Source organism: Mycolicibacterium canariasense (assembly GCF_002101555.1).
GTDB classification, from domain to species: Bacteria; Actinomycetota; Actinomycetes; order Mycobacteriales; family Mycobacteriaceae; genus Mycobacterium; species Mycobacterium canariasense.
Window position 1 is genome coordinate 79,457 of sequence record NZ_LQOL01000052.1, and the last position, 26,191, is coordinate 105,647.

A 26,191-nucleotide genomic window follows, 5' to 3' on the forward strand; every position below is an offset into this window, starting at 1 on the left:
ACGGCACGGGCGGCGCAATGTCGGCGGGGCTCCGTGTGACAATCCCCTGGTGATCAAGGTTGTCGTCATCACCGGCGCCGGTAGCGGGATCGGCCGTGCCACGGCGCGGGTTCTGCTCGACGCGGGACATCGCGTCGTGCTGGCCGGACGCCGGCCGGAGCAGCTCGTCGAGACCGCCGACGGCAGGCCCCATGCGCGCGTGGTGCCCACCGATGTCACCGATCCGTCGTCGGTGCAGGCCTTGTTCGCCGACACGGCGTCGGCCTTCGGCCGGGTCGACGTGTTGTTCAACAACGCCGGGATCTTCGGGCCGTCCGCATCGATCGCCGATATCGACACCGACCAGTGGCACAACGTCTGGCGCACCAACGTCGACGGCTCGGTGTTCTGCGCCCGCGAGGCCGCGCGCATCATGGCCGCGCAGCTCCCTCGCGGCGGGCGGATCATCAACAACGGCTCGCTGTCTGCGCACCGGCCGCGGCCGAAAAGCCTGGCCTACACCGTCACCAAGCATGCGATCAGCGGGCTGACGGCATCGATGCTGCTGGATCTGCGCAACCTCGACATCTGCGTCACCCAGCTCGACATCGGCAATGCGGCGACCGACATGACCGCCGGATTCAGTGAGACGCTGCAGGCCGACGGAACCCTGGCCGCCGAGCCGACCTTCGACGTCGAGCATGTCGCCCGGGCGGTGGCCCACCTCGTCGATATGCCGCTTGAGGTTTCGGTACCCGAGTTGACCGTGATGGCTCGCGCCATGCCGTACTACGGGCGTGGATGAGTCGTGAGCGCCCGCTACGTCGTCAACTGCTCGATCCTGCTCACCCGGCTGCCGCTGCTGCAGCGGCCGCAGGCCGCGCGGGATGCGGGTTTCGAGGCGGTCGAATTCTGGTGGCCCTTCGCTGATTCCGTGCCCGGTGATGCCGAGGTCGACGGGTTCGTCCGGGCCGTCGCCGACGCCGGGGTGGCGCTGGTGGCGTTGAACTTCGCCGGTGGTGAGATGGCGGCGGGGGAGCGTGGCTTGCTGTCCGATCCGGCTCGGCGGACCGAGTTCCGGGACAACGTCGACGTCGCGATCGGTATCGCGGAACGATTGGGCACCAAGGGATTCAATGCGCTCTACGGTAACCGGATCGACGGCCTGCCGGTAGAAGCGCAAGACGCGGTGGCCACCGAGAACCTGGCTCATGCGGCGGCACGGGCCGACACGGTCGGCGCGATCGTCCTCGTCGAACCGCTCAGCGCGGTTCCCGGGTATCCGCTGCGGACGGCCGCGGACGTGGTCGCGGTACTGGACCGGGTCGGATCGCCATCGCTGCGGCTGCTGGCCGATCTCTATCACCTGAGAGTCAACGGTGATGATCTCGACGCGGTGATCGAGACCTACACCGAGCGCATCGGGCATGTTCAGATCGCCGACGCACCGGGGCGCGGCATGCCGGGCACCGGAACGATCGACTTCGCGGGCCACCTCGCCCAGCTGAACCGTCGCGGCTACCAGGGCCATGTCAGCCTGGAGTACGTGGCCGCCGACGGCGACCCGTTCGGCTGGTTACCGCAGGGGCGGCGCGGCGGCAGCCCGTGGCGGTAGCCCAGAACAAATCAGAGCCGGGGCCCGCGTGGGCCACCGGCTCTGTCTGCCAGATCGTTTTCGATCAGCGGATCAGCGTGCGGAATCTTCGAGTTCGTACCGCTGCGCCACCGCGATCAGTTCCTCACGAACCGTCGAGTGGGGCATTGCGTTGATCCGCGCGTAGAGGCGCCGCCGGTTGTTGGCACGCTTCACGTCGGCGCGAAACTTCGCGAAAGACATTCTTCTCACTCCTTGAAAGTGCCCCCGGGTTACGGGGGCTTTCGTTGTTCATCGACGTCCACAGTTTGGGGATCGCCCAGTATGTGGAACACCTCGATGGTGCTTGTTAATTCTGTGTAAAGCAACTTTCGCGGTGTGAGATTCGATACAGCTCAGGCGAATTGGGGTGTTCGCCGTCACATTCGTCAGTCGAGGATGCGGCGCGCCACGTTCGTGGTCATCAGGTCGAGCAGTTCGTCGGCGCGGCCGGCCATGATGGTGCGGATTGCGTACAGCGAGAAGCCCTTTGCCTGTTCGACGGTGATCGCCGGCGGAATCGACAACTCCTGCCGCGCGGTCACCACGTCCACCAGTGCCGGCCCGTCATGCGCCAGCGCCGCGCTCAACGCGGACTCAAGGTCGGCCGGATTCTCCACCCGGCGCGCGAACAAGCCGAGAGACTGGGCCACGGTGGCGAAGTTCGGGTTCTCCAGGTCGGTGCCGAAGGTGACGATGCCCGCCGCCTTCATCTCAAGTTCGACGAAGTTGAGCGACGAGTTGTTGAACACCACCAGTTTGACCGGCAACCGGTTCTGGACGAGCGTGATCAGCTCGCCGAAGAGCATCGTCAGTCCGCCGTCGCCGGCGAACGCCACCACCTGCCGGTCCCGGTTGACGGTCTGGGCACCGATCGCCAGCGGCAGCGCGCAGGCCATGGTGCCGTGGTTGAAGGAACCCAGCAGCCGGCGCTTGCCGTTCATCGTGAGGTACCGCGCCGCCCACACCACGGGTGAACCGACGTCGACGGTGAACACCGCGTTGTCGGCGGCCAGCCGATCGGCTACGGCCGCCACGTACTCGGGGCGGATGGGGGTGCGGTCGCGGTCGTTGACGGCCAACTCGTCGAGCCGGCGACGGGTCTTGCGGTAGTGATTCAGGGACCGGTCCAGATGGGTGCGGTCGTGCCGGGCGGTGAGCAGTGGCGCCAGGGCGGCCAGCGTATCGGTGACGGTGCCGACCAGCCCGAGGTCGATAGGGGTGCGCCTGCCCAGATTGCGGCCGCGAATGTCCACCTGGATGACGGTGGCGTTCTCCGGATAGAACTGCCGGTAGGGAAAGTCGGTGCCCAGCATGAGCAGCACATCGGCTTCCTTGATGGCCTTGTAACCGGAGGCGAAGCCGAGCAGACCGGTCATCCCGACGTCATACGGGTTGTCGTACTCGACGAATTCCTTGCCGCGCAAGGCGTGCACGACCGGAGCCTGCAGGGTCTCGGCCAGCTGCACCAGTTGGTCGTGCGCGCCCTGCACGCCCGCGCCGGCGAGGATGGTGATGTTGCTGGCGCCGTTGAGGATTGACGCCGCCCGCCGCAGTTCGTCATCGGAGGGGCGGACCACCGGATGGGCGGGCAGGACCGGGGTGACGCGCACGTCGGCGATCTTGGACAGGAAGATCTCACCGGGGACGACCACGACGGCGACACCGTTCTCCTCGACGGCGGCGCGCATCGCCATCTCCAGGACGCGGGGCGCCGACTCGGCGGTGGTGACCAGTTCGCAATACACGCTGCATTCGCGGAACAGCTCCTGCGGCCGGGTCTCCTGGAAGTACTGCGACCCGATCTCGGCCTGCGGGATGTGCGCGGCGATCGCCAGCACCGGCACCCGGCTGCGCTGTGCGTCGAACAGTCCGTTGATCAGGTGCAGGTTCCCCGGTCCGCAGCTGCCCGCACACACCGCGAGGCGTCCGGTGAGGGCCGCGTCGGCGGCGGCGGCGAACCCGGCGGCTTCCTCGTGCCGCACATGCTCCCAGGTGAAACCGTCGGACCGCCGGATGGCGTCGGTCAGCCCGTTCAGGCTGTCCCCAGGCAATCCGTAGACGCGCTGCACCCCGCTGGCGCGCAGGGTCGAGATGACGTGGTCGGCGACTGTGGTCATGTGCTCAACCCTAGGCGCCGCGCGATGCGCGCACCGGGAGTGGTGCGACGGTGTCCGCCCGCGGAAAGTTCGGATCGGTAGTGATCTGCCCGGCGATCGCCGGCCTGGGCTTCCTGAACCGCTACAAGCAACCCGAGTAAACCTCGCGCCGGTAAGGTGCCCGGCATGGTGAATTTCGCGCTGCGGTCGTGTGGCCTGCGCGGGCATGCCACGTTCGCGCCCGACGAGCCCGAGTTGCGTGAGCGGCTGCGCGTGGACACCCCGGTCGGCGAGGCGTGGCGCTGCCTGCGCTGCGAGACGTTCGTCGTCGGACCGCCGCGCGGCCGCGGGCCTGCCGACACTGCACCCGAGGTGCCGCGTGGCCGGTTGCTGCGGGACCGCACCTTGATGCGAATCCTGGCCGCCGAGCGGGTGATTCGCGCGCTGCTGCTGCTCCTGGCCGCCGGCGGGGTGCTCAAGGTCCGCGGTGAACGTGAGCACCTCAAGCAGGCGTTCGAGCAGGAATTGCCGCTGTTGCGTCCGCTGGCCGACCAGATCGGTTGGAACCTGGACGATTCCAAGATCATCCGGCATATCGGCGAGGCGTTCTCGCTGTCGCCCACGACGCTGCTGTGGATCGCGGTCGGGCTGGCCGCCTACGCCTGCACCCAGCTGGTGGAGGCGGCCGGGCTGTGGTTGATGAAGCGCTGGGGTGAGTATTTCGCGGTGGTCGCGACCAGTGCCTTCCTGCCGCTGGAGATCTACGAGCTGACCGAGAAGATCACCGTGCTGCGGGTGGCCGCGGTGGTCATCAACGTCATCGCCGTGGTCTGGTTGCTCTGGAGCAAGCGGCTTTTCGGACTCAACGGCGGCGCGAAGGCGTACTGGGCCGAGCATCACACCGAGAGCCTGATGAGCGTGGAACGGGCCGGCCTGCAAGGCGCAGTGCCCTAACCCAGCCGGTCCCGGGCGTACTGGCGCACCGCCTGTTTCGCGATCTTGCCGCTACCGGTCAGCGGGAGCTCGTCGACGAACAACACGTGCCGGGGCCGTTTGAAGCCGGCGAGGCTGCCGCGCACCTGGTCGACGAGCTGTGCGGCGGTCACCTCCACGCCGGGTTGCGGGACCACCACGGCGCAGATCGCCTCGCCCCAATACGGATCCGGCACACCGACCACCGCAACCCGCTCCACGCCGGGATGCCGGCACAGCACGTCCTCGACCTCCCGGGAGGACACGTTCTCCCCGCCGGTGATGATCACGTCCTTGAGCCGGTCCGACACCACCAGACGACCGTCACCGTCGAAGTAACCGAGATCGCCGGTGTGCAGCCAACCGTCGACGGTGGCGGGGGTGTCCGGCCAATAGCCGGCGGCGACCTGTGCACCGCGGACCAGGATCTCGCCGACCGGGCCGGGACCGGCGATGCGGATCTGCACGCCGGCATGCGGCCGTCCGGCCGTCGCCAGCACCGCAGGGTCCCCGCAGCGGTGATCGTCGGGCCCGAGAAAGGTGATGTTGCCGCCCGTCTCGGTCATCCCGTACCCCTGATGGAAATCGGCGCCCAACCCGGTGATCGCCCGCTCCAACAGGTCGGCCGGGATGGCCGCCGAGCCGTATGCGATATCGCGCAGGGTGGGCAGTTCGGTGCCGGTCTCGTCCAGATGATCGAGCAGGCTGTGCAGCATCGTCGGGGCCAGCGAGCACGCGGTGACGCCGTACGTGTTCACCGCCGCGACGAAGGCGTCCGGCCGGAACGCGGGCACCGGCAGCACCGTCGCACCGACACCGTGGTGCACCACCATGTTGTAACCGGCGATATGGCACATCGGAAACGGCAGCAGATACGTCCCACCCGGCCGCACCGACCGGCCGGCGATAGTCCCGCGTGCGGCGGTGAGCAGTGACCGGTGCGTGTGGAGGACACCCTTGGGTTCGCCAGTGGAGCCGCTGGTGAACAACAGCCAGGCCGGGGCGTCGGGATCCGCGGACACGTCGTCGTACCGCTGCACGGGGCCGTGCCATTCGGGGCTGTCGAACGACACCAGCGGCAGGCCGGTCCCGGACAGCGGTGTGAGATAACGGGAGTCGCCGAGAACCAGCGCGGGCCGCACCGTCTCGAGTTGGGCCCGATGCTCCGCGCTGCTCAATCGTTGGTTGATCAGCGCCAGTGTGCGCCCGCTGCGTGGCACACCGTAGTAGAGGCGCGCATAGCCGGCGCTGTTGTCGGCGATGACGGCGATGCGGTCACGCGGCCGGCTGCGCGCCGCGATCCACGCCGCCGTGGCGCGGATCTGATCGTCGAACTGCGCGAAGCTGATCGACGTTCCGTCCGGGCCGATGACGGCGGGCCGGTCGGGCGTCTCGGCGGCGCCCGCGGTGATCAGCTCATGCAGCAGCAGCGCGGTCATGGGCTCCGATCGTGCCATGGTGTCGGCGTCGAACCCGGTGTGACCGTCACGCCCTGGTGAGAGCGGCGTAGCGCGCGGTGTGAAAGTCGGTGGACCCGAACTCGTACTGCACGGCGGTGAGGCGCTTGAAGTAGTGCCCGATCGCGAGTTCCTCCGTCATACCCATCCCGCCGTGCAGTTGCACCGCGTTCTGGCCGATGAACCGGGCGGCCCGCCCCACGGTCGCCTTGGCCGCCGACACCGCCCTGGCCCGCTGATCGGGCTCGGCCTGCAGGTTCAACACGGCCAGATACACCGCGGCCACCGCCTGCTCGAGTTCCATGTGCATATCCACCATGCGGTGCTGCAGCGCCTGGAAGCTGCCGATCGGGGCGCCGAACTGCTGGCGTTGTTTGCTGTATTCGACGGTGTCGGCCAACACCTTTCGCATGTTCCCGACGGCCTCGGCGCACACCGCGGCGGCGCCCTCGTCACGGGCCTGCGCCAGCGACGGCCAGGCCGCCCCCTCCTCGCCGAGCAACGTGGCCCGGACCCCGTCGAGGTGGATGTCGGCGGCCCAGCGGTCGTCGACGGTGCGGAACGAGCGCAGGGTGAGCCCGGCGGTGTCACCGCCGCGATCGATCAGGAACAGCGACAACCCGGCCGGCGTCGTTGCCGTCACCAGCAGGTGAGTGGCCAGGGGAGCGTTGAGCGCCACGATCTTTGCACCGTCGAGCACCCAGCGGTCACCGTCGGGGCGGGCGGCGGTGGTCACACCCTGCCAGTGATCACCCGACTGCACCTCGGCTGCGGCCAGTGCGACGATCGCGTCACCGGCGACCAGCTTCTGCAGGAGTTCACTTGCGCCGGCTCTCAACAACAGACCACCGGCCACCACGGCAGTATCCACATACGGCTCGACCACCAGTGCGTACCCCAACGCCTCGGCGATCACCATGACTTCGACTGGGCCGCCGCCGATTCCGCCGACCCGCTCGGGCAGCGCAGCGCCGAGGATGCCCAGCTCGTCGGCGAACGCTCGCCAGATCTCGGGTTGCCAGCCGGCACCCGTCTTGGCGGCGGCCCGGCTGGACTGCAGCTGATACCGGGTCGACAGGAACTTGGTGAGGCCGTCGCGCAGGAGCTCCTGCTCGTCGGAAAGGGTGAAGTCCATTTACAGTCCCAACTCCGCCTTGGCGAGGATGTTGCGCTGAATCTCGTTGCTGCCGGCATAGATCGAACCGGCCCGGTCGTTGAAGTAGCGCAGCGGGGCGACCGCCTGCCACGGCTCCCCACTGAGGTAGCCGTCCTCGGGCGCGACGAAGTCGGCGATCGGCCCACCCGGGCAGGTGGCGTGCGGTTGGTAGGCCCGACCGCGCGGGCCGGCCGCCTCCATCAGCAACTCGGTGAGCGCCTGGCTCAATTCGGTGGAGATGATCTTGAGCATCGACGATGCCGCGCCCGGATGCCCGCCGCCGGCGAGCGCCGCCAGCACCCGGTATTCCAGGATTTCGAGCACCTCGGTGCGGATCCGGACATCGGCCAACTTGCGGGCGAAAGCCGGATCGTCGAGGAGCACACCACCGGCCGGACCGGGCTGTGTCGCGGCGACCTCGGCGATCTGTTCGGCCATCACCTGAAGGGCGGGAGCGGCGGCGCCACCGCCGCGTTCGAACTCCAGCAGGTATTTCGCTACGGTCCAGCCGTCGTCGATCCGGCCGATGACGTTGGCCTTCGGCACCCGCACGTCGTCGAAGAACACCTGATTCTGCACCTCTTCGCCGGAGGTCATGACCAGCGGCCGGATCTGGATACCCGGTGTCGTCATGTCGACGAGGACGAAGGTGATGCCCTGTTGCTTCTTGCCGGTCCGGGAGGTGCGCACCAGGGCGAACATCCAGTTGGCCTCGGTGGCGTGCGTGGTCCAGATCTTGCTGCCGGTGCAGACCAGGTCGTCGCCGTCGGACACCGCGGACATGGACAGGGCGGCCAGGTCCGAACCCGCCTCCGGCTCGGAATAGCCCTGGCAGAAGAACACCTCGCCGGTCAGGATGCGGGGGAGGAAGAAGTCCTTCTGTACCTGGGTGCCGTACTTGATGATCGCGTGCGCCACCATCCGGATTCCCATCGGCGACAACGAGGGAGCGCCGGCGAGCTGCGATTCCCTGCTGAAGATGTAGTGCTGGGTCAGGCTCCAATCACATCCGCCGTACTGCACCGGCCATGCCGGTGCTGCCCAGCCCCGGCTGTGCAAGATCAGCTGCCATTGCATGCTGGCCTCGTGATCGCTGTACACACTGGTCATCAGCCGACCCGCGCGTCGCAGTTCGGGGGTGAGCTCGGCGGCGAGAAACGCGCGCACCTCGTCGCGGAAGGCGGAATCCGCCGCCGACCAACTCAGATCCATCCTTCGCCCGCCTCTCCGTCGGCTATCTAACTACGTAATATAACTTCCACTTCTATCTTGCCGGGACGACGGTTCGTGACAGGGTTTTACCCGGGCCTTCCAGATCGCGTGGTGCTATCTTCATGGCGTTGCCGCGGTCCACGCTGGCAAACCCCCTCGATCCCTTGCGTGGACCGCGGCTCCTCGTTGTGAACCGGGGTGGGCGCGACACGGTGCGACCGCGATCGGGTACTTTCACATGTGTTGATTACGGGGACAGCCGCGATGCTCGGGGCCGTCCGACCTCATCGCCACTGTTGCTCAAAGCCAACTGCGTACGCGGCGATCGAAATTGAGCAACTGTGAGGACGCTAACGAGAAATGTGGGATGACGAAGTTGCGGTGCTGGCCGTGGGGGCGGGCCCGGGTGGCCGGGCCTACGCGGTGCTGGCCGCGGACGCCGGGCTCGACGTCCTGATCGCCACCCCACCGGAGGGCGGCCCGGACGCGCCGCCCGGAGCCCGCGGATGGCTCCCCATCGCCGAGGACCCACTCACCGAGGAGTACCTGTCCGAGTTGACGGCGGGCGTGGTGGCGCCGGCCGAACCCGCCTCGGCCGACCTGACCGTCCGGACCGTACACACCACACCCCGGCCGCGCTCGGGTAAGGGTAAGGCGGTGGTGCAGACCTTCGACGGGGCGCAGCTGCCGGCGTGGGCCGCGACCTGCCTGGCGTCCCAGTACGGTGCCGTGCTCACCACCGTCGACCATTGGCCGGCCACCCGGCGCACGTCGGACGGACGTTCGGTGGGCGTGGCCACGCTCGGCGAGGCGGACGGTCGGGCGGTGTCCGATTGGATGGCCGATGCGGTGCGAGCGCGGGACATTGCCGTGCTCGGCGACGCGGCGCTGCAGCGGCTGGTGTTCGAGGAGGGGCAGGTGGTGGGCGCGGTGTTCGACACCCCCGACGGCGAGTACACGGTGCACGTCCGGCACGGGCTGGCGTTGGCACCGGCCCGCATCCCGGCCCTGCCCGCGGTACCGGCCGAAGGAGAGTTCGCGCTCGTCGGCCTGGCCGGAAGCCGATTCGTGCGGCTGGAACTGGTGCACACCGAGGACCTGCCCGGCTAAGGCCGCAAGCCCGTCGAGAAATCCACCGGAACGCTGCGTTGGCGCAGCAGCGACTCCATCGCGTCGCTGGAGATCGGGCGGGACAGCAGAAAACCCTGGGCGCGATGGCAACCGTGCCGCAGCAGTGTCAGTGCGGCCGAATCGGTCTCCACCCCTTCGGCGATCAACTCCAGCCCGAAGGCTTCGGCCAGCGCGATGATGGCGCGGACGATGGCGAGATCACCGGGGCTGGCACCGAGATCCTGAACGAAACTCTTGTCGATCTTGATCGCGTCCACCGGCAGGGATTTGAGCAGTGACAACACGCTGTATCCGGTGCCGAAGTCGTCGATGGCCACCTGCACGCCCACGTCCCGCAGTCCGGCCAGGGTGATGCGGGCGGTCTCGATGTCCTGCACCACGATGCTCTCGGTGATCTCCAAGCACACCGAGCTGCGCTCCAGCCCGAACTCGTGCAAGATACCGGCCACCGATTCCACGAATCCGTCACCGACGAGTTGGACCGGCGACACGTTGACCCGCAGCACCGTGTCCTGCCCCAGCCCGTTGGCCTGCCACCGCGCGAAATCGGCGCACGCGGTCCGCATCACCCAGCGGCCGAGTTCGCCGGCAAGGTTGATGGACTCGGCCACCCCGATGAACGAGTCGGGGGACAGCAAACCACGCGTCGGATGCTGCCAGCGCACCAACGCCTCGGCGCCGAGTATCCGTCCGGTGCGCATATCGATCTCGGGGAGATAGCGCAGGAACAGGGCACCGGTCTCCACCACGTTCTGCAGGTGCAGCTCGATATCGTTGCGGAATTCGTTCTCCAGCTCCATCGTGTCGGAGAACACCGCGACCTGGTTGCCACCGGTGCCCTTCGCGGTGAGCACCGCCTGGTCGGCTCGGCGCAGCAGGTCAGACGTGGTGTCGCGGCCGGGGACACCGAGCGCAACACCGATGCTCACGGTGCGCGTGAGCATTTCGCCGTCGATGGGCACTCGTTCGCGCAGCACGGCCTGCAGCCGGTAGGCCAGTTCTTCCGCTTCCGCGGCGGTCATCACGGCGTCCGGAACCACCACGAACTCGTCACCGCCGAGGCGCGCGATCATGGCCGGGCCGACGGCCGCGGCCAGCCGCTCGGCCAGCGCCCTGATGAACCGGTCGCCGGCAATGTGCCCCAGGTAGTCGTTGATCGCTTTGAGCCTGTCGAGATCGAAGAACAAGGCCACCACCGGACCCGGCCTGCCGGCCCGTAGCCGCTCGTCCAGATGCGCGGTCAGGGCCCGGCGGTTGTGCAGTCCGGTCAGATCGTCGTGCTCGGCCAGGAACCGCAGTCTGTCCTCGGCCTCGGTCCTGGCCTGCACCTGAGCGAACAGCGAGGCGATGGCCATGAGGGCGTTGAGTTCTTCGTCGCTCCACTGCCGGACACCGACCTTGACGAAACCCAACACCCCAGTGGTCACTTCGCCGGACAACAGCGGCACACAGGCCATCGAGGTGGTGGGGATGTGCCGGCCCGACTCGATGGTGCGCTGGTAGTCCAGCGTCTTGTTGCGGTCGAACACCGCAGGTTCCTTGAGCGATTCGGCGAGCTTGAACACCGGATCGGCATCGGCGAAGTAGATCAGCGCGAGCGGATCCGGGCCCTCGCCTTCGGGCCTGGGCGGCCACTCGGCGACCAGCCGGGTGGCATGGATCGCGTGGTCGTTGTGTCGCAGGAAGCTGAAGTCGACGTCGAAATACTCGACGAGTTGGGCGAGCACCTGCCTGCTCACGGGGATGGCGGTCGCCGAATCGACGGCGATCAGCCGAGTTGCGACCGCTGTGACGAGTAGCTCCAGACTGGGTCGCGGCACCTCTACCTCTTGTGCGGGCGTTGCCGTCACGGCGACGCGGTCTGGCGGGGTGGATGCTGACGGCGGCTCCGTACCGACGGAGGCGGGGCGTCGGTGAGTCGAAACACCAACGCCTGCGCCTCCTGTGGTCCGGCGCCGATCAACTTCCGGAAAGTGTATTGCAGGGAACGCAGTTCATCGGTGAAGGCCGGCGACAACGCGTCCAATTCGCGCTCGTCGTGCGCGTAGAGGAAGGCCGGAGAGATGGGCTGCACGGCCAGACCGTGCATCTGGGCGGTGATCCAGACCGCCTCGACGGCCTGTCCCGCGAGGGCGTAATCGGCAAGGGTGTGTCCAGAAAACGAAATGGCTGCCAACGCCGCCCCCGCCCTGACGCGGTCGCGGGTGTTGTCGCCCAACACGCCACCGGCGTTCCAACGAGCCAGGTGCGCCATCACATCCGGGCGACGCAACACGTCGAGCACGGCAAGGTCCGACGGCGGCAGCTCAAGACCGCGCACGTCGATTCCGTACTCCGGTTTGGGATCTCCCGGCCACCAGAGTTCGGAGAACATCTCCGCGTGCAATCTCGGCGTCAGGTAGCGGATTCGGTCCGCCGCCGCGAGCACGGCTGCTCCGGTTTCGATCTCGGGCCCGGCGGTGAGCAGGTGCAGGCGGGCGCCGAACCGGGTGGCCGTGGTGCGCAACAGCTCTGCCAGATGCGCCGAGATCTCCCGGCCGGAACCGTGATGCCGATTGGTGGCGCGGTCGAGCATCGGGCCGTACAGTTCGGCCAGCTCCGGCTCGGCCGTGCCGGCGAGTGTGATGACGGCCTCCAGGGGAGAGCGTTCACCACCGGCTCCGATGAGCACCTCGCTGCCACGGCCGTGGGCCGCGGCTGCCACGGTCGCATTGAACACCGCGGCACCCAACGCGACGGCACTGCCGCGGAATTCGACGTCCATCATGGTGGTGCGCTCCGGATCGATGCGCACCGTCAGGGAGTCCGGCCCGATATCGATGTGCCACGGTTGAGCGTTGCCTCCCGACGGCGCACGGATCGCGGCGGCCGCCATAGCCGCAGGTACCGATGTCGGTTCACCCGGCTCCGCAGGATCATCCTGGTGTGCGCGGGACAGCGGCTGTGCCGCACGAGGATCGGTGGACTGTGCCAGCTGGGCGCCGATATCGATGCGTACCCGGCCCGAGGGCAGGGGCTCGCCCGAGCCGATGCGCCGCACCGCCTCGGCGATCAGCGCAGCGCCGAGGGTCACCTCACCGGCCAGTTGCGGCCAGGTGGACAACGTCTCGCCCACTTCGCACAACGATGCCGCCATCCGCCCCGACAGCTGACCGGCATCCAGGATGCCCAACACGTAGGGCACCTTGTCGGCGCTGGTGAGGCCGGCGAGCCCGGCGGTTTCCACGTTGCCGAGCAATCCGTGCAGGATGGGACGTGTCGGGTCCAGGTCGAACCGCTCGACGTCGACGAGGCCGCGGTCACTGGTTGCCATCAGCACCGGGATGCGACGGGCCCGTGCGGCCTCCCGGACGAGCACCTTGGTGTCGAGTGAGTCGCACACCTCGACGAGGATGTCCAGGCCGTCCAGGAAGGGGTCGATCGTGTCGGCGGTGATTCCCGACGTGTCGGCGTGCACGGTCAGATAAGGGTCGATCTCGGCGATCCGGCGTGCCGCCACGATCGCCTTGTTCTGGCCCTCGTCGAAAACCGTCGCGGGCACCCGGTTGAGATTGCTCAGCTCCAGATTGTCGAAGTCGGTCAGCCGCAGTTCACCGCAGACCCCCTGGGCGGCGAGGGTATGGGCGATGACATGACCGACGCTGAGCCCCACCACGCCGATACGCAACTGGCCGAGGCGGTGTTGTTCGTCGAGCGTGATCAGATTGCGGTTCCGGTCGAGCCGGAGTCGGCGGAAACCCAGTGGGCCGAGCATCGCCACCACAGCGCGCCGCCACGGGAAGTAGACCCACCGCGGGGGCTCGTCGAGGATGTCGTCCGCCGGCACCGGGTTCAGCGCGCGCAGGGCGGTGCGCTGGGTTTCCCGGTGGTCGACGAATTCGATATCAGGGCGGGCGCGCAACTGCCGGAGCAGCTCGGCTTGGTCGGGATGGTCGTCGGACAGGGTGATCGCGTTGCCCGGATCGGTCACGCGTCACTCCCGGCGGCGGTGGCCTCGTCGTCGAGATCGGTCATGAGGGGCAACAGGTTTCGCGACTCGGCGAGGATCGTCGAGATCTGCTGGGGCTCAGCGGAGCGGGTGAATTCGGCACGGTCCCACCACATCATCTTGGTTTGGTATCTGGCATCCGGGTACGGCGTTGCGGGTATGCGGGAGACGACGATACCGCCGGAGGACCGCCAGCGGTCGAGCACGTGGTCGGCGGCGGTCGCCATCGCGAACTTGGCGCCCAGGATCGCGGTCGCGTGCAGTGGCATCCGGGCCAGGGCAGCGGTCAGGAAGCGGCCGCGGTCGTGCTTGCCGGCCCAGGCCGTCTTGATCTCCACCACGCCGAACGGGATGCGGTCGGCAATCATCTTGTGCACCGCCGACAGCCCGGGTTGGCCCGCCCATTCGACGATGGCGTGCGACTGCTCGACGTCGACATAGGGCCCCTGGGCACGCACGCCGCCGACCACTGTGCCATCGGGGTCGATCGCGGCCAGGAACAGCGATGTCATGGCGGGATCGCGCAGGACGTCGACGTCGATGGCGCGCTCCGCGCCGTGTTCCCGGTAACTGGCCGTCGCGCCGTCGATGAAGTCGTCCCAGAGCTCCGGTTCGGCCGACGGCGTGCTCAGCACCAGGGTGCAGCCGGTGGCGCCGTCGTGCCAGTGCGCAGTCGTGGCTGCGGGCAGTGCCGGTGTCGCCGCCTCGGCCAAGGAAGCCCTCATCTGTACCCCGATCGAGTCGCCGGCACCGCTTCCGCGATGACGTGCATTTCCATGCTTATTCAAATAGGTCAAATAAGTATCGTCATACTCAGGAGTAATTCCAGCGGAAACTTCTGACCGGAAATGCCAACTATTTGCTGCTTGCGAATCGGTGTTTGACCAGCAATGTGTACACGTACGTCTTTTATTGTTTGGGCGTCAATTAACATCCGCCGAGCCTAGGTTACGGCAAAAATTGGAGGCCGTGTCAATAATTGTCTGGTCAATACTGCTGACCGGGGATGCAGACCCTTCCGGGGCCTGCGACTCGACACGCACCCCGCGGTCCGCGCGAACTGAGGAGGGGCCCGGTGATTCGTCCGCACCCTACGCAGGCTATGTATGAAGCAGTATCTCGAGAGGGGAAATTGTGAAAGTCTTCACCGATCTTGACGAGCTCATTGCCGGCGCCGGCACCGAACTCGGGCCCACGGAATGGCTGGAGATCACCCAGGACCGGGTGAACCTGTTCGCCGACGCCACCGAAGATCATCAATGGATCCACGTCGACCCCGAGCGGGCCGCAGGTGGACCGTTCGGGGGGCCCATCGCGCACGGCCTGCTGACGCTGTCGTTGCTGCCGCATTTCTCCCACCAGCTCTACCGGGTGGACGGCATCAAGCTCGCGGTGAACTACGGCTATAACAAGGTGCGCTTCGTCAGCCCGGTCAAGGTGGGCGCGAAGATCCGGGCACGTGGTGTCGTCACCGATGTGGCGGCGCCCGCCGAGGGCACCGCCCAGGCCACCGTCACCATCACGGTCGAGATCGAGGGATCGGACAAACCCGCCGCGGTGGCCGAGTCGATCGTCCGCTATATCGCCTGAGCCGCCTTGACGAGGGCACCACCGATGATGAGCCGCTGGATCTCACTGGTGCCCTCGTACAGGCGCAGCAATCGCACCTCGCGATAGATGCGTTCCACCGCCACCTCGCGCATATACCCACTGCCGCCGTGGATTTGGACCGCGAGATCCGCGACCTTGCCCACCATCTCGGTGCAGTACAGCTTCGCCGTCGACGGCGCGATGCGGCGGTCCTCACCCGACACCCATAGCCTGGCCGCCTCCCGGACCAGCGCCCGGCCGGCCATCACGCCGGTCTGCTGGTCGGCGAGCATGGCCTGCACCAGTTGGAAGTTGCCGATCGGTGTGCCGCCCTGGGTGGCGGTGGCGGCGTACGCCACCGACTCGTCGAGGGCGCGCGCGGCGCTGCCCACCGCCACGGCGGCGATGTGTATCCGACCGCGGGCCAATGAGGTCATGGCCGCCCGATAGCCGATGTCCACGCTGCCGCCGACCAGGGCGTCGTCGCCGACGCGGACCTCGTCGAAGCTGACGTCGGCGGTCCAGGCGCCCTCCTGCCCCATCTTCGCGTCCTTATTGCCGACCACCACGCCGGGCGCATCGGCGGGCACCAGGAACACGGCGATCCCCGCGCCATCGGCGTCGGCCGGGCGGGTGCGGGCGAACACCACGAACAGATTCGCGGTCGGCGCATTGGTGATGAACCGCTTCTGGCCGCTGATCACCCACTGCTGGCCGTCGCGCACCGCCTTCGATCGCAGGCCCGCCGGATTCGAGCCGGCACCCGGTTCGGTGAGCGCGAACGATGCCACCACCTCGCCGGAGGCGATGCCCGCCAGCCAGCGGGACTTCTGCTCGTCGGTGCCGAAGCCGACCAGGACCTGACCCGCGATGCCGTTGTTGGTGCCGAACATCGACCGCAGCGCCAGGCTGGTGTAGCCGAATTCCATCGCCAGTTCGACGTCCTGAACGAGGTCGAGCCCCAGGCCGCCCCACTGCTGGGGGATGGCGTAGCCGAACAACCCGAGATGCTTGGCCTGGTCGCGGATGTCGTCGGGCACCTTGTCGGTGGCCATGATCTCCAACTCACGCGGCATGACCTGGGCGCGGATGAACTGGCGGGTGGCGGCGAGGATGTCGGCGAAATCCTTGTCGCTGACTTCACTGCTGATCGTGGACGTCATGGGTCGGACTCCTGACTGCTGCCCGGGGGATTCAGACTTGATGCAAGAAATATCATATTTTATGTTCAGCTCCAGCCCGCGAGGTCTCAGAGGAAGGAAGCCGATGGCCCTGCTAGACGGTCGCACCGCGGTGATCACCGGTGGTGCCCAAGGAATCGGATTCGCGATCGCGCAACGATTCATCGCCGAGGGAGCCCGGGTGGTCCTGGGGGACCTCAACCCCGAGGCGACCGAGGCCGCGGTGGCCGCACTCGGCGGTCCCGCCGTCGCCCACGCGGTGCGGGCTGACGTCACCGACGCCGCCGAGATGCAGGCCCTCGTCGACGCGGCCGTCGCGACCTTCGGCGGTTTGGACATCATGGTCAACAACGCCGGTATCACCCGTGACGCCACGATGCGCAAGATGACCGAGGAACAGTTCGATCAGGTCATCGACGTGCACCTGAAGGGCTGTTGGAACGGCACCCGGCTGGCGGCCAACATCATGCGCGAAGCGAAAAGCGGTGCCATCATCAATATCTCGTCGATCTCGGGCAAGGTCGGCTTGGTCGGACAGACGAATTATTCGGCGGCCAAGGCCGGTATCGTCGGCCTGACCAAGGCCGCGGCCAAGGAGGTGGCGCATCTCGGCGTGCGGATCAACGCGATCCAGCCCGGCCTGATCCGCTCGGCCATGACCGAGGCCATGCCGCAACGGATTTGGGATCAGAAGCTGGCAGAGATCCCGATGGGCAGGGCCGCCGAGCCCAGCGAGGTCGCCTCGGCGGCGGCATTCCTGGCGTCTGACATGTCCTCGTACATGACCGGTTGCGTACTCGAAGTGACCGGCGGGCGGCACATCTGATGTCCGTGGCGGCGAACACCGTGGTGATCTGCGAGCCGATTCGCACGCCCATCGGTCGTTACGGCGGGATGTTCGCCTCGCTGACCGCCGTCGAACTCGGCGTCGCCGCGCTGCGCGGACTGCTGCAGCGCACCGGTGTCCCCGCCGACGCGGTGGGCGACGTGATCCTCGGACACTGCTACCCGTCTCCGGAGGCGCCCGCGATCGGCCGGGTGGTGGCGCTGGACGCCGGACTGCCGATCACGGTGCCCGGCATGCAGGTGGACCGCCGTTGCGGATCGGGGCTGCAGGCCGTCATCCAAGCCTGCCTGCAGGTCGGCAGCGGGGCCAACGATCTGGTCGTCGCAGGCGGTGCCGAGTCGATGAGCAATGTGGCGTTCCACTCCACCGATATGCGCTGGGGCGGCTCCCGCACCGGCATCCGGGTGCACGACGGCCTGGCCCGCGGCCGCACCACGGCGGGCGGAAAGAACTACCCGGTGCCGGGCGGCATGCTGGAGACCGCGGAGAACCTTCGGCGGCAGTACGGCATCTCACGCATCGAACAGGACGAACTGGCGGTGCGCTCACACCAGAAAGCCGTTGCCGCACAACGGGACGGCGTGCTGTCCGGGGAGATCGTCGCCGTCACGGTGTCGTCGAGATCCGGTGAGCAGTCGATCGACACCGACGAGCACCCCCGTGCCGACACCTCGGTGGAGGCCTTGAGCAGGTTGAAACCGATTCTGGGAAAACAAGACCCGGAGGCGACCGTCACCGCGGGAAACTCCAGCGGCCAGAACGACGCGGCGTCGATGTGCATCGTCACCACCGCCGCGCGCGCCGCCGAACTCGGCTTGCGACCCCTTGTCCGCCTGGTGTCGTGGGGGCTGGCCGGGGTGGCGCCCCACGTCATGGGCATCGGCCCGGTGCCGGCGACGGAGGTCGCGCTGCGCAATGCCGGCCTGACGCTTTCCCAGATCGACCTCGTCGAACTCAACGAGGCGTTCGCCGCGCAGGCACTGGCTGTGCTGCGGGAATGGAAGTTCACCGAGACGGACATGGAGCGCACCAACGTCCGCGGCTCCGGGATCTCGCTCGGGCACCCGGTCGGCGCCACCGGCGGCCGGATGCTGGCCACGCTGGCCCGCGAACTCGACGCCCGCGGAGCCCGGTACGGGCTGGAAACCATGTGCATCGGAGGCGGTCAAGGGCTGGCCGCCGTGTTCGAACGGATCGTCGCATGACCCGCTTGGCGCAGACCCTCGGCCTGACCGAGGTGCAGGCCGAAATCGTCTCGACGGTACGGCAATTCGTGGATCGGGAGATCATCCCTAACGCCCAGGAGCTGGAACACTCCGACACCTACCCGCAGGGCATCGTCGACGGCATGCGTCAGATGGGCCTGTTCGGGCTGATGATTCCCGAGCAGTACGGCGGGCTGGGGGAGTCGCTGCTGACCTACGCGCTGTGCGTGGAGGAACTGGCCCGCGGCTGGATGAGCGTCTCCGGCGTGATCAACACCCACTTCATCGTCGCCTACATGCTGCGCCAACACGGCACCGACGAACAGAAGCAGCGTCACCTGCCTCGGATGGCCACCGGTGAGGTACGCGGAGCCTTCTCGATGTCCGAACCCGAATTGGGTTCCGACGTCGCCGCCATCCGTACCAAGGCGGTCCGGGATACCGACGGCAACTACACGATCAGCGGGCAGAAGATGTGGCTGACCAACGGCGCCAGCTCGACCTTGGTGGCCGCGCTGGTGAAAACCGATGAGGGAGAAGCCAAGCCGCACCGCAACCTGACCGCCTTCCTGATCGAGAAGCCCGCCGGTTTCGGTGAGGTGAAGCCCGGCCTGACCATTCCGGGCAAGATCGACAAGATGGGCTACAAGGGCATCGACACCACCGAACTGGTCTTCGACGGCTACCGCGCCTCCGCCGACGACATTCTCGGAAACGCTCCGGGACAGGGCTTCTTCCAGATGATGGACGGCATCGAGGTGGGCCGGGTGAACGTGTCGGCACGCGCGTGCGGTGTGGGTATCCGGGCGTTCGAACTGGCCGCGCGCTACGCCCAGCAGCGGGCCACGTTCGGCAAGCCGATCGCCGAGCATCAGGCGATCGCCTTCCAACTGGCCGAGATGGCGACCAAGGTCGAGGCCGCGCATCTGATGATGGTCAACGCCGCACGGCTCAAGGATTCCGGTGAGCGCAACGATATGGCCGCGGGCATGGCCAAATACCTTGCCAGCGAATTCTGTTCGGAGGTCACCCAGCAGAGCTTCCGGATCCACGGGGGTTACGGCTACTCCAAGGAGTACGAGATCGAGCGGCTGATGCGCGACGCACCGTTCCTGTTGATCGGTGAGGGCACCAGCGAAATCCAGAAGACGATCATCAGTAAGAACCTGCTCGATGAGTATCGCGTCTGACTCCGAGGGGCGAGCGAAGCGACGGGGGGAAGCCGAGCTCGCCGACCGCCCGCAGCTCTCCGATGATGTCGCGCGGGTGGTGCGGCGCCGGATCTTCCACGGCACCTATCCGGCCGGGGTGTACCTGCGGTTGGACCAGCTGGCGGCCGATCTCGGCATCAGCGTCACGCCGGTGCGCGAGGCGCTGTTGAACCTGCGTGCCGAGGGCCTGCTGGTGCAGCACCCCCGCCGTGGGTTCATGGTGTTGGAGGTCACCGCCCGCGATATCGCCGACGTCGCCAATCTGCAGGCCTATATCGGCGGCGAGCTCGGGGCGCGGGCGGCCGCCAACATCACCGACGAACAGTTGGCTGAGCTCACCGCCATCCAGGACGCCCTCGAAAAGGCTTACGACCACGACGATCTGGATCGCACCGTCCGGCTCAACCACGAGTTTCACCGGCTGATCAACGTCATCGCCGATTCACCGAAGCTGACGCAGGTGATGTCCGTCGTCACCCGCTACGCTCCGGAGTCGGTGTTTCCCACCCTGGAGGGCTGGCCGGCCCAGTCGATCCGGGATCACCGCACGGTGCTCGACGCGCTGCAGCGCCGTGACGGCGATATGGTGCGGGCCGCGATGGCCGAGCACTTCACCGTCGGGGTCCGGCCGATGACCGAGCACCTCACCGAGCGGGGCGTGATCCGCCCGGGCTGAGGTGCTCGTTTGTGCGGATCGATCCGCGGCGACCGGCGCGTCGCGGACGAAACCGCACAAACCGCCGGGTGGCGTGATTCAGCCGATCCGGACCGTGCCGTCCGGATCGACCCGCCATCCCGGATTGTGCGCGATCTCCCAGATCACCCCGTTGGGGTCGCGGACGTGGGCGTGGAACACCCCGCCGAACTGGCCGGGCTGCGGGGCTTTCAGAATCGTGCCACCGGCTTCGGCCATCGCCGCGACGATGTCGATCACCGCACTGTCGCTGCCGACGTTGTGGGCCAGGGTGATTCCGGACACCGCGGCGGCAGGATGGTCGGCGGGCAATCCGAGGTCGGCATTGAATTTCTCGGCGAGGAAGAACGCGAGCACCTGTCCCGGAGCGGTCTGGTAGAACACGATCTCACCCTCGACGTCCAGCAACGCATGCCAGCCCAGTGCGCCGTAGAAACGACGGGTCGTGTCCAGGTCGACCGCGGCGATGGTGACGAAATTGAGCTGCTGGTCCATGACATGACCCTAGCGGTCAGCCGACGTCACAAGAGCTTCACTATGTTTCTGGTCGGTATGAGGTGTGCGTCAGTCGGGCGTGCTGTCGCGTTGTGACCGCCCCGCCCGGCGTTGCATCTCGGCGCGCTCCCGACACTGCCGGCGGAACTCGTCTTCGGCGGCGTCGTCGACGATCGGCGCGATGGGGGCGACCCGATCGGCAGTCGGGCGCCCCGCGATGAACCAGGCGAGCGCGCCTGCCACCGGGGCGAGGACGACCAGCAATGTCCATTGGGTGCGGCCGAAGCCGCGGATGCGCTCCTCGTCGGCGCGCGCGATGTCGACGATGGCGGTCACCAGTAACGCGGTGACCAGTAATCCCAGGTAGGGCACGGGCAGTGATCCTCTCGTGGCCGGCGGCCAGGGTTGGGACGACACAACGCTGGGCCGACTCACTTACTGCGAATCTAGCAAGCGTGCCGGAGTGGCCGCCTAGTTGCCACTGCTGGCTGGCGGTTGGAAGGGTTGGTACCCCCGTCGATGGCGTTGCGTTGCCCGCACAGCTCGCCGATCTCGTCGAACAGCACCGCCAACCGCTCTTTGGGCTCCGAAGACGCTGCGGCGCTGGGACATGACCTAATTCTCGCAGAGGGGGGGTACGACAAGTCCCGGCCCAGGGACTTCCGCTGATCGAAGCCGCTACGTGGCCTCCACCAGAAGCCGTAGCGCGATCTCGTCGACCGCGACCGCGGTATTGGCCAGGATCACCACCGCGGCGCCCCCGCGCCGGTCAAGCGCCAGCATGCTCGAAAAGCCACCGGTTGCGCCGTTATGCCAGGCGATGTCGACATCGTCGACGCGATCGGTGAACCACGCGTAACCCACCCGACTCCCGTTGCCGGCATCCCAACGGGGTTCGAGTGCGGTGAGGCCCGGCGCGTCACCGTCGAGCAACGCTTGCGCGTAAATGGCCATATCGGCGGCAGTCGAGCGCACCCCGCCGGCAGGGGCGTACGCGCCCAAAGTCCAGGCCTGCTCGCGTGTGCCGCGCGCGCTCCATCCTGTCGGCGCGCCGGCGGGCAGGTCGGCGCTGGACAACGGTGTGCTCGAACGCGTCATACCGATCCGAGTGAACAGGCGACGGTGCAGCAGTTCGGGAAACCCGGTCCCGGCGTGGGCAGCGAGCGCCTGGCCCAGCAGGGCAGCGCCCAGGTTGGAGTACGAAAACTGGCCCCTGGAAACTATTTTCGCCGACCTGGCGTGCCCGAGCAGCCGCTGTAGGTCGGCCGTGTACGGATTGCGGTGCCGCAGGACCGCCACAATCGCGTTGGCGCGATCCCACAGGCCGGTGGCGACTCGCGGTAACCCGGAGCGGTGACTGGCAAGTTCCTCGAGCGTCACGTCGGCCGCCGGGCTGTGCGCGAGGTCCAGCAGTGTCCCCACACGGGTATCGGCCCGCAGCTCGCCCGACTCGATTGCCTCTGCGAAGAGCAGTGCTGTCAACGTCTTGGTGACCGAACCGATCTCGTAAACCGTGGCGGGCCCGGCCCCGAAATGGGCATGGCGGTGAACGCCGCCCCTGATGCACACCACGCTCAGCCGGTCCCCGAGACCAGCGGCGCGCGCAAGGGGTTCGAGCCGCGCGATCAGATCCGCGTCGCCGGTCGCCGCGCCGAGTTCAGGTGTCTGCATCTGCTCATCATGGTCCTCATGCCCGCGCAGGTGGCTGAGCGGGAACCCGTTGCGCCGCATCGGCCGCCCGCCGCGCAGGCGTTGACCGTACCGAATTGGCTACTGTAGCGTCGCCGCATGGGTAACGGCGCCCGGCTGAGCATCGATCGGGGGATGCCCAGTGACCTCGACAAGGTGCCTGCCGCGGCGCGCGCGCTGGAAGCACAGGGTTACGACGGCTGCTGGACCGGTGAGGTCAACCACGACCCGTTCCTGCCGCTTCTGCTCGCCGCCGAGCACACATCCCGGATGCAGCTGGGCACGAGCGTTGCCGTGGCATTCGCGCGCAACCCGATGCTGGTCGCCAATCTGGGCTGGGACCTCCAGGCCTACTCGCGTGGCCGGTTCATCCTCGGATTGGGTACCCAGGTGCAAGCGCACATCGAAAAGCGGTTCGGCATGCCGTGGGGCCAGCCGGTGCGCCGGATGCGCGAGTTCGTCGCTGCGGTACAAGCTATCTGGTCGTGTTGGCAGCACCACACCAGGCTGAGTTTCGAGGGTGAGTTCTACACCCACAAACTGATGACGCCGATGTTCACCCCGGAGCCGCAGCCATACGGGGTGCCGAAGATCTTCATCGCGGCGGTCGGCGACGGCCTGACGCACCTGTGCGGTGAGGTCGCTGACGGGTTGATCGCACACGCCTTCACCACCAAACGCTATCTGGACGAGGTGACCATCCCGGCGCTGCTGGCCGGGCTGACACGGGCGGGACGCCACCGAGACGCGTTCGAGGTGTCCTGCCCGGTTTTCGTGGTGACCGGCGAGACGGAGGAGCAGTTCGCCGCTGCGGCAGCCGCCCAACGCAAGGAGATCGCCTTCTACGGGTCCACCCCGGCGTATCGGGCGGTGCTGGACGTGCACGGCTGGGGTGAACTGCACACCGAATTGCACCGCCTGTCGCGGCTGGGACAATGGGACACCATGGCCGACCTCGTCGATGACGAGGTGCTGGCCGCCTTCGCCGTCGTCGCCCCGCTGTCCGAGGTGGCCGACGCGCTGCGGCAGCGCTGCGCCGGCGTGATCGACCGGGTGCTGCCCGGATTCCCGCCCGGACTCCCCGAACCGGCCATCGCGGGCGTACTCGCCGACCTTCGGGAACAGCCAAAGGTGCTGCGGTGCAACGCGGAGACGTCAGTCCGCAGCGGCGGGTGAGCGCACCGAGTGTCCGCCGACGCGACGGTCAGCAGCAGCGGGCGGCGGGGTTGGCGTCGGCCGCCGCGTGGCGCTGACGCCAGTACTCCCGCTCGGTGAGCACCGGTTCGCCGGGGTGGGTGCGGCGGCGATGCCGCAGGTAGCGCTGGTAGTGGTTGTCGCCCATCAATGATGAGCAGTACCAACGGATCTGGCCGGCGAGGTCGGTAAGGCGTCCCACAGTTTGCTCACCTCCTTCTCCGCGGCGGTGGGGATCAGCCCGGCCGGCGCGAACAGTGCGGAGGGCACCGGGTCGTCGGCGGACAGCGGGCGGCCCGTCCCGCGCAACGCGCGCAGGGCCATCACCACACCGGCGACGAACACGATGAGCACCAGCACGGCGAAGATGATCGACAGGGTGCCCTGGATGAACGTGTTGCGGATGACGGCATCCAACTGGTCGGGATTCTTGGCCGCCCCGAACGCGGTCTTGCCGGCGTCCTTGGCCGCAACGTACTGCGAATGCTGGGTCCAGTAGCCCACTTTCGGATCCCCGGAGAAGATCTTCTGGAACGACGCGGTCATCGTGACGGTCAGGTCCCACAGCAACGGCACACCCGGGATCCACGCCCACTTCACCAGCCCGCGTTTGATGATCACCACGGTGACCACCGTCAACGCGATGGCGGCCAGCAGCTGGTTGGCGATGCCGAACAACGGGAACAGCGTGTTGATCCCACCGAGCGGGTCGGTGACACCCATCAGCAGGATGCTGCCCCACGCGGCCACCACGATGATGCTGCACACCCACGCACCGACCCGCCAGCTCGGATCGCGCAGATTCTTCAGCGGCCCACCAAGATTGGCCAACCCGTCCGACAGCATGAACCGGGCCACCCGGGTGCCGGCGTCGACGGTGGTGAGGATGAACAGGGCCTCGAACATGATCGCGAAGTGATACCAGAATGCCTTCATGCTCGCCCCGCCGAACACCTGGTGCAGCACCTCGGACATGCCGAAGGCCAGGGTGGGTGCCCCGCCGGTGCGGGAAACGACCGACTTCTCTCCGACGCTCTCGGCGGCATCGGTGATCTCCGCGCCGGTGATCGGCTGGCCGGACAGCCCGAGGCCGTTGACGTAATCGGCCGCGGTCTGAGCGGTGGTACCGGTTTGCGCCGACGGTGCGTTGATGGCGAAGTACAGATGCTGGTTGAGGATCGCCGCGGTGATGAGCGCCATGATGGCCACGAACGATTCGGTGAGCATGCCGCCGTAGCCGATCAGCCGCATCTGCGATTCCTTCTCCAGCAGCTTCGGTGTGGTCCCCGAGGAGATCAGCGAGTGAAACCCGGACAGGGCGCCGCAGGCGATGGTGATGAACAAGAAGGGGAACAGTGCGCCGGCGAACACCGGGCCCGAGCCGCTGCCGGCGAACTGGGACAGTGCCGGTGCCTGCATCACCGGGCGGGCCAGCAGGATGCCGATGGCCAACAGCACGATGGTGCCGACCTTCATGAACGTCGACAGGTAATCGCGCGGTGCCAGCAGCAGCCACACCGGCAGCACGGAGGCTGCCAGGCCGTAGATGATGATGCACCACGACAACGTCACCTTCGACAGCGTGAACCAGTCGGCACCCCAGGATGTTTCGGCCACCCAGCCGCCGGCGACGACCGCCAGCAGCAGCAGCACGACGCCGATGAGTGACACCTCGGACACCCGGCCCGGGCGAAGGAAGCGCAGGTACAAGCCCATGAAGATCGCGATGGGAATGGTCATCGCGATGGAGAACACCCCCCACGGGCTTTCGGCCAGCGCGTTGACCACCACCAGGGCCAGCACCGCGAGCAGGATCACCATGATCACCAGCACGCCGACGATCGCGGCCACACCGCCGATGCTGCCGAGCTCGTCGCGGGCCATCTGGCCCAGTGAGCGGCCCCGGCGGCGCACCGAAATGGACAGCACCAGGTAGTCCTGGACGCAACCGGCCACCAGCGCCCCGATGATGATCCAGATGGTGCCGGGCAGGTATCCCATCTGCATGGCCAGTACCGGCCCGACCAGCGGTCCGGCGCCGGCGATCGCGGCGAAGTGATGGCCGAACAGCACCCGCCGGTCGGTGGGCATGTAATCGGTGCCGTTCTCGAAGATCTCGGCCGGGGTGGCGTGGTCATCGCGCGGCTGGACGATCTTGTTCTCGATCAACCGCGCATAGAACCGGAATCCGATGACGTAGGTGCAGATGGCCGCGATGACGAACCACACTGCATTCACCGTCTCACCGCGCAGGAATGCGATGACAGCCCAGGCGATCGCACCGAGCAGGGCGATCACCCCGAAGATGACGCGGTGCCGCACGGTGATGGGGGAGCGATCGATGATCGCGACCGGCGGGAGGTCCTCATCGGTGCGGATATAGGTGATATCGCCCTTGCGTTCTTCCAGAGGTTTCGTCGGTGAAGCCATAGGGCGATCTTTTCACCGCGACAAACCG

The 26,191-nt window shown here is 67.4% G+C and carries 24 protein-coding genes; 10 read left to right on the plus strand and 14 right to left on the minus strand.

All coding sequences use genetic code 11. The features are described from left to right. Positions 1-49: 49 nt before the first annotated feature. Complete coding sequence (locus AWB94_RS16355) at positions 50-784, plus strand: SDR family oxidoreductase (protein WP_084395088.1); 735 nt, start codon at positions 50-52, stop codon at positions 782-784. Between the two features lie 3 nt (positions 785-787). After that, entirely contained in the window at positions 788-1,594 is an 807-nt protein-coding gene (locus AWB94_RS16360; RefSeq protein ID WP_062656229.1) for a hydroxypyruvate isomerase family protein, read from the plus strand. A 72-nt stretch (positions 1,595-1,666) separates the two neighbouring features. On the opposite strand, the gene AWB94_RS35155 is transcribed toward AWB94_RS16360, so the two are convergent. Both AWB94_RS35155 and poxB read right to left on the minus strand, forming a co-directional pair. Next, positions 1,667-1,816 (minus strand): hypothetical protein, encoded by a 150-nt coding sequence (locus tag AWB94_RS35155; protein ID WP_165605304.1) that lies wholly within the window; start codon positions 1,814-1,816, stop codon positions 1,667-1,669. Between the two features lie 185 nt (positions 1,817-2,001). Then, entirely contained in the window at positions 2,002-3,732 is a 1,731-nt protein-coding gene (poxB, locus tag AWB94_RS16365) for a ubiquinone-dependent pyruvate dehydrogenase (RefSeq protein ID WP_062656230.1), read from the minus strand. Between the two features lie 165 nt (positions 3,733-3,897). Between poxB and AWB94_RS16370 the strand changes: the two genes are divergently transcribed. After that, on the plus strand, positions 3,898-4,665 hold the full coding sequence (locus AWB94_RS16370) for a DUF2127 domain-containing protein (protein WP_062656231.1): 768 nt from the start codon (positions 3,898-3,900) through the stop codon (positions 4,663-4,665). Here AWB94_RS16370 and AWB94_RS16375 read toward each other — a convergent pair. The 3 genes from AWB94_RS16375 to AWB94_RS16385 are packed head-to-tail and all read right to left on the minus strand — an operon-like array spanning position 4,662 to position 8,508. Beyond that, positions 4,662-6,122, minus strand: a complete 1,461-nt coding sequence (locus tag AWB94_RS16375; RefSeq protein WP_084395089.1) for an AMP-binding protein — start codon at positions 6,120-6,122, stop codon at positions 4,662-4,664. The two genes, AWB94_RS16370 and AWB94_RS16375, sit on opposite strands and share 4 nt — an antisense overlap. Before the next feature lie 46 nt (positions 6,123-6,168). Then, positions 6,169-7,275: an acyl-CoA dehydrogenase family protein gene (locus AWB94_RS16380; protein WP_062656232.1), complete on the minus strand. Its 1,107-nt coding sequence runs from the start codon at positions 7,273-7,275 to the stop codon at positions 6,169-6,171. Continuing rightward, the gene (locus AWB94_RS16385; RefSeq protein ID WP_062656233.1) at positions 7,276-8,508 is read right to left on the minus strand and encodes an acyl-CoA dehydrogenase family protein; all 1,233 of its coding nucleotides are present in this window, start codon (positions 8,506-8,508) and stop codon (positions 7,276-7,278) included. A gap of 360 nt (positions 8,509-8,868) precedes the next feature. Between AWB94_RS16385 and AWB94_RS16390 the strand changes: the two genes are divergently transcribed. Then, positions 8,869-9,618, plus strand: coding sequence for an FAD-dependent oxidoreductase (locus AWB94_RS16390; RefSeq protein ID WP_062656234.1), 750 nt, complete (start codon positions 8,869-8,871; stop codon positions 9,616-9,618). On the opposite strand, the gene AWB94_RS16395 is transcribed toward AWB94_RS16390, so the two are convergent. Genes AWB94_RS16395 through AWB94_RS16405 form a run of 3 tightly spaced genes read right to left on the minus strand, consistent with a single transcriptional unit; the run spans position 9,615 to position 14,352 of the window. Further along, the gene (locus tag AWB94_RS16395; RefSeq protein ID WP_062656235.1) at positions 9,615-11,459 is read right to left on the minus strand and encodes a putative bifunctional diguanylate cyclase/phosphodiesterase; all 1,845 of its coding nucleotides are present in this window, start codon (positions 11,457-11,459) and stop codon (positions 9,615-9,617) included. The genes AWB94_RS16390 and AWB94_RS16395 overlap by 4 nt on opposite strands. 26 nt (positions 11,460-11,485) lie before the next feature. After that, positions 11,486-13,609: an Rv1355c family protein gene (locus AWB94_RS16400; RefSeq protein WP_062656236.1), complete on the minus strand. Its 2,124-nt coding sequence runs from the start codon at positions 13,607-13,609 to the stop codon at positions 11,486-11,488. Then, positions 13,606-14,352, minus strand: a complete 747-nt coding sequence (locus AWB94_RS16405) for a hypothetical protein (RefSeq protein WP_062656237.1) — start codon at positions 14,350-14,352, stop codon at positions 13,606-13,608. Before AWB94_RS16405 ends, AWB94_RS16400 begins: the two co-directional genes overlap by 4 nt. A gap of 409 nt (positions 14,353-14,761) precedes the next feature. On the opposite strand from AWB94_RS16405, the gene AWB94_RS16410 reads away from it, so the two are divergent. Continuing rightward, entirely contained in the window at positions 14,762-15,217 is a 456-nt protein-coding gene (locus AWB94_RS16410; RefSeq protein ID WP_062656238.1) for a MaoC family dehydratase, read from the plus strand. Here AWB94_RS16410 and AWB94_RS16415 read toward each other — a convergent pair. Next, positions 15,205-16,380, minus strand: a complete 1,176-nt coding sequence (locus tag AWB94_RS16415) for an acyl-CoA dehydrogenase family protein (RefSeq protein WP_062656239.1) — start codon at positions 16,378-16,380, stop codon at positions 15,205-15,207. The two genes, AWB94_RS16410 and AWB94_RS16415, sit on opposite strands and share 13 nt — an antisense overlap. A gap of 103 nt (positions 16,381-16,483) precedes the next feature. Between AWB94_RS16415 and fabG the strand changes: the two genes are divergently transcribed. Genes fabG through AWB94_RS16435 form a run of 4 tightly spaced genes read left to right on the plus strand, consistent with a single transcriptional unit; the run spans position 16,484 to position 20,337 of the window. After that, positions 16,484-17,224, plus strand: coding sequence for a 3-oxoacyl-ACP reductase FabG (gene fabG / locus AWB94_RS16420; protein WP_062656240.1), 741 nt, complete (start codon positions 16,484-16,486; stop codon positions 17,222-17,224). Then, positions 17,224-18,450: an acetyl-CoA C-acetyltransferase gene (locus tag AWB94_RS16425; RefSeq protein WP_062656241.1), complete on the plus strand. Its 1,227-nt coding sequence runs from the start codon at positions 17,224-17,226 to the stop codon at positions 18,448-18,450. The genes fabG and AWB94_RS16425 overlap by 1 nt, the downstream gene beginning before the upstream one ends. Next, positions 18,447-19,640 carry an acyl-CoA dehydrogenase family protein gene (locus AWB94_RS16430; RefSeq protein WP_062656242.1) on the plus strand — a complete coding sequence of 398 codons (1,194 nt, stop codon included), beginning with the start codon at positions 18,447-18,449 and terminating at the stop codon, positions 19,638-19,640. The genes AWB94_RS16425 and AWB94_RS16430 overlap by 4 nt, the downstream gene beginning before the upstream one ends. Further along, the gene (locus AWB94_RS16435) at positions 19,624-20,337 is read left to right on the plus strand and encodes a GntR family transcriptional regulator (protein ID WP_062656243.1); all 714 of its coding nucleotides are present in this window, start codon (positions 19,624-19,626) and stop codon (positions 20,335-20,337) included. Before AWB94_RS16430 ends, AWB94_RS16435 begins: the two co-directional genes overlap by 17 nt. 78 nt (positions 20,338-20,415) lie before the next feature. Here the strand turns inward: AWB94_RS16435 and AWB94_RS16440 are convergent, their stop codons facing one another. From AWB94_RS16440 to AWB94_RS16450, 3 genes are all read right to left on the minus strand, one after another. Then, the gene (locus AWB94_RS16440) at positions 20,416-20,850 is read right to left on the minus strand and encodes a VOC family protein (protein WP_062656244.1); all 435 of its coding nucleotides are present in this window, start codon (positions 20,848-20,850) and stop codon (positions 20,416-20,418) included. 69 nt (positions 20,851-20,919) lie between these two features. After that, the gene (locus tag AWB94_RS16445) at positions 20,920-21,222 is read right to left on the minus strand and encodes a PLD nuclease N-terminal domain-containing protein (RefSeq protein WP_062656245.1); all 303 of its coding nucleotides are present in this window, start codon (positions 21,220-21,222) and stop codon (positions 20,920-20,922) included. A 306-nt stretch (positions 21,223-21,528) separates the two neighbouring features. Then, positions 21,529-22,521, minus strand: coding sequence for a serine hydrolase domain-containing protein (locus AWB94_RS16450; RefSeq protein ID WP_165605305.1), 993 nt, complete (start codon positions 22,519-22,521; stop codon positions 21,529-21,531). 117 nt (positions 22,522-22,638) lie between these two features. Between AWB94_RS16450 and AWB94_RS16455 the strand changes: the two genes are divergently transcribed. Beyond that, complete coding sequence (locus tag AWB94_RS16455; protein WP_062656247.1) at positions 22,639-23,715, plus strand: LLM class F420-dependent oxidoreductase; 1,077 nt, start codon at positions 22,639-22,641, stop codon at positions 23,713-23,715. 28 nt (positions 23,716-23,743) lie between these two features. Here AWB94_RS16455 and AWB94_RS16460 read toward each other — a convergent pair whose 3' ends face one another. Both AWB94_RS16460 and AWB94_RS16465 read right to left on the minus strand, forming a co-directional pair. Beyond that, positions 23,744-23,881, minus strand: a complete 138-nt coding sequence (locus AWB94_RS16460; protein ID WP_234811759.1) for a CstA-like transporter-associated (seleno)protein — start codon at positions 23,879-23,881, stop codon at positions 23,744-23,746. Then, a complete protein-coding gene (locus AWB94_RS16465) occupies positions 23,881-26,163 on the minus strand; it encodes a carbon starvation CstA family protein (protein WP_062656248.1) in 2,283 nt (760 codons plus the stop codon). Before AWB94_RS16465 ends, AWB94_RS16460 begins: the two co-directional genes overlap by 1 nt. Positions 26,164-26,191: the final 28 nt, after the last annotated feature.

Coding starts and splice junctions, on each gene's coding strand:
- AWB94_RS35155 (WP_165605304.1), bottom strand. CDS start 1,816: ATGTCTTTCGCGAAGTTTCGCGCCGACGTGAAGCGTGCCAACAACCGG.
- poxB (WP_062656230.1), bottom strand. CDS start 3,732: ATGACCACAGTCGCCGACCACGTCATCTCGACCCTGCGCGCCAGCGGG.
- AWB94_RS16370 (WP_062656231.1), top strand. CDS start 3,898: ATGGTGAATTTCGCGCTGCGGTCGTGTGGCCTGCGCGGGCATGCCACG.
- AWB94_RS16375 (WP_084395089.1), bottom strand. CDS start 6,122: ATGACCGCGCTGCTGCTGCATGAGCTGATCACCGCGGGCGCCGCCGAG.
- AWB94_RS16380 (WP_062656232.1), bottom strand. CDS start 7,275: ATGGACTTCACCCTTTCCGACGAGCAGGAGCTCCTGCGCGACGGCCTC.
- AWB94_RS16385 (WP_062656233.1), bottom strand. CDS start 8,508: ATGGATCTGAGTTGGTCGGCGGCGGATTCCGCCTTCCGCGACGAGGTG.
- AWB94_RS16390 (WP_062656234.1), top strand. CDS start 8,869: ATGTGGGATGACGAAGTTGCGGTGCTGGCCGTGGGGGCGGGCCCGGGT.
- AWB94_RS16405 (WP_062656237.1), bottom strand. CDS start 14,352: ATGAGGGCTTCCTTGGCCGAGGCGGCGACACCGGCACTGCCCGCAGCC.
- AWB94_RS16415 (WP_062656239.1), bottom strand. CDS start 16,380: ATGACGTCCACGATCAGCAGTGAAGTCAGCGACAAGGATTTCGCCGAC.
- fabG (WP_062656240.1), top strand. CDS start 16,484: ATGGCCCTGCTAGACGGTCGCACCGCGGTGATCACCGGTGGTGCCCAA.
- AWB94_RS16425 (WP_062656241.1), top strand. CDS start 17,224: ATGTCCGTGGCGGCGAACACCGTGGTGATCTGCGAGCCGATTCGCACG.
- AWB94_RS16430 (WP_062656242.1), top strand. CDS start 18,447: ATGACCCGCTTGGCGCAGACCCTCGGCCTGACCGAGGTGCAGGCCGAA.
- AWB94_RS16435 (WP_062656243.1), top strand. CDS start 19,624: ATGAGTATCGCGTCTGACTCCGAGGGGCGAGCGAAGCGACGGGGGGAA.
- AWB94_RS16440 (WP_062656244.1), bottom strand. CDS start 20,850: ATGGACCAGCAGCTCAATTTCGTCACCATCGCCGCGGTCGACCTGGAC.
- AWB94_RS16450 (WP_165605305.1), bottom strand. CDS start 22,521: ATGCAGACACCTGAACTCGGCGCGGCGACCGGCGACGCGGATCTGATC.
- AWB94_RS16455 (WP_062656247.1), top strand. CDS start 22,639: ATGGGTAACGGCGCCCGGCTGAGCATCGATCGGGGGATGCCCAGTGAC.
- AWB94_RS16460 (WP_234811759.1), bottom strand. CDS start 23,881: ATGGGCGACAACCACTACCAGCGCTACCTGCGGCATCGCCGCCGCACC.
- AWB94_RS16465 (WP_062656248.1), bottom strand. CDS start 26,163: ATGGCTTCACCGACGAAACCTCTGGAAGAACGCAAGGGCGATATCACC.